Here is a 2543-nt window from a genome sequence, read left to right on the forward strand (position 1 = left end):
CAGGGTGCGACACGAAGTCGCTCCGGGTAAGTAAGTGCAGTTGAGTGATGGGGAGTTGGTGAAGCTGGACTTCGGGCCTGTGTCCGGGCCCGTTCCCGCGCCGACATGCGTCGCTGGCAACGGCGAGGTGTGAAGCTCGGCGTTCAAGCCCAAGGGCACCTTGGCCATCGAGGAGCCACAGGTGAGGGAAAGGCTGGACGGGCGAACGCAAGTGAACCCTTGATGATGCCCCGTGATCGCAAGGCCGCGCGATGGTGAGTTGGCGGCGGTCACAGGATCCGGTGCTGCAAGGCACCAAGCGTCTTCCAGGCACCTGTACCTGGAGGCCGGACACCGCTGGTCCCGGGGTAAAGAGGGCGCCCACCCCAGCCGCATCTTGCTGGTGCGGAACGTGGAAACCCCGTCGGGGTCCAGGCAGCCGTCTGGTAGGCCGACCGTGAGGGAGGCGGAGATCTCCGGCGGGAACAGGATGATCCAAGAAGCGAAGGCCAGCAGGCCGAAAGGCCAGAGGAAACAGGCGACGGGCCCTTCCCCTGTTGCTTCATAACTCGCTGGATACGGGCCTGTCGGCCCGGCCCGAAAGGGCGCCCACGTGGATCGGGTGAGCCTTTGAAGCTCGCTTGGCAAGGCCGTTGGAGCTGCGGGGCAAGTTAGGTGCCGGAGGTGAGCATGGTGGTCTCGGTCGTGGCTGCGACGCCGATGCCTGCGGTGAACGGACCCAAGGACGCGACCCTCGTCTGGCACGGTATCGACTGGGCCGGATGCGAGAAGAACGTACGACGGCTGAGGCAGAGGATCTTCAAGGCGTCGCAGGAAGGGGATCTGAAGAAGGTCCGCAGCCTGCAAAAGCTCATGCTGCGGAGCCGCAGCAACACGCTGGTCAGCGTGAAGCGGGTGACGCAGCAGAGCAGTGGCCGCAAGACCGCAGGCATTGACGGGGAACGGGCCCTCACCCCAGCGGCGAGGGGCAGGCTGGCGGCCGAGATCCATCGGTCGTCGGAGCCCTGGAAAGCCAGACCGGTCAAGCGGGTGTTCATCCCGAAGAGCAACGGCAGACAGCGCCCGCTCGGTATTCCGGTCCTTCGCGACCGGGTCCTTCAGGCCCGCGTGAAGAATGCGCTGGAGCCGGAGTGGGAGGCACGGTTCGAGCCGAGGTCGTACGGCTTTCGGCCCGGACGCGGCTGCCAGGACGCGATACAAGCGATCTATTTGACGGCGAAGGGGCCCTCCTCCCGGCGTCGATGGGTGCTGGACGCGGACCTGTCGGCAGCGTTCGACCGTATTGATCACGGGCACTTGATGTCCTCCATCGGTCGGTTCCCAGCCAGGGGGCTGGTCAGAGAGTGGCTCAAGGCGGGCGTGATGGAAGGTGGCCGGTTCACACCAACTGAGGAGGGAACTCCGCAGGGAGGTGTGATCAGCCCGCTGCTGCTGAATGTCGCTCTGCATGGAATGGAGCAGGCCGCCGGGTGTCAATACCGGATGCGGAGGGGCCGCGAGCCCTACACCCGGATGGGCACCCCGGTGCTGGTGAGGTATGCGGACGACTTCGTCGTGCTCTGCCACGAGGAAGCAGAGGTATACCGGATCAAAGCCCAATTGGTGAACTGGCTGTCCCCGAGGGGTCTTTGCCTGAACGAGGGCAAGACCAGGGTCGTCCATCTCGAAGAGGGGTTCGACTTTCTCGGGTTCACCATCCGGCACCAACGCGGCAAAATGATCATCAAGCCGAGCGCGGCGGCCTGTAAGAGGCTCCGGGCGCGGTTACGGGCCGAGGTGAAATCCCTGCGTGGGATGCGCATCGGCACCGTACTGCGCAGGCTGTCCCCCATCGTTCGTGGGTGGACCGCCTATTACCGGGCGGTGGCGTCCTCGACCACGTTCAAGTCGATGGACATATTTCTGTGGCGGCTGACTTTCAAATGGGCCAGGCGTCGCCACCCGAAGAAGCCGAAGAAATGGGTAGTGAACAGATACTTCGGCATGTTCCACCCCTACCGGCGCGACCGATGGGTATTCGGCGACCGCATCAGCGGCGCCTTCCTCCCCCGGTTCTCCTGGACGGGAATCGTCCGACACCACATCGTCAAGGGCAGGGCGTCGCGAGATGACCCAACCCTGAGCGAGTACTGGCACAACCGCCGTCGAAAGACAGTGCCGCCGCCCATGGACAAGGCCAGCCTTGCCCTGGCAATACGGCAGAGAGGGCTCTGCTCCCTCTGCAAGCAGGCACTGATCGTCGGAGCCGAATACGAACCGGACAGTCCACGCGAGTGGATCAACTGGTTCGCGGCGTCGAAGCGGACGCTCCACAAACACCACTTCACATACCGGCGAGACGGCGGTACGGATGAACGGAACAACCTTCGCCTCGTACACTCCGAATGCCATCGCCAGCACCACGCCGGCGACGGCAGACGGCCCACACAACAAACCGGCTGACCTGCGAAGCCCTCGCGGCTTGCTTGAGCCGGATGCGTTGAAAGGCGCACGTCCGGTTCTGAGGGGGCCGGATCACGGCAACGTGGTCCGGCTACCCGACC

1 protein-coding gene is annotated in these 2543 nt (G+C 64.5%); it reads left to right on the top strand.

The window, feature by feature from the left end:
- Window positions 1-669 precede the first annotated feature (669 nt).
- Complete coding sequence (gene ltrA / locus KUM40_RS18435) at window positions 670-2442, top strand: group II intron reverse transcriptase/maturase (protein ID WP_217167081.1); 1773 nt, start codon at window positions 670-672, stop codon at window positions 2440-2442.
- Window positions 2443-2543: the final 101 nt, after the last annotated feature.

The sequence above is a fragment of the Streptomyces sp. AC512_CC834 genome, assembly GCF_019049325.1.
Lineage (GTDB): Bacteria > Actinomycetota > Actinomycetes > Streptomycetales > Streptomycetaceae > Streptomyces.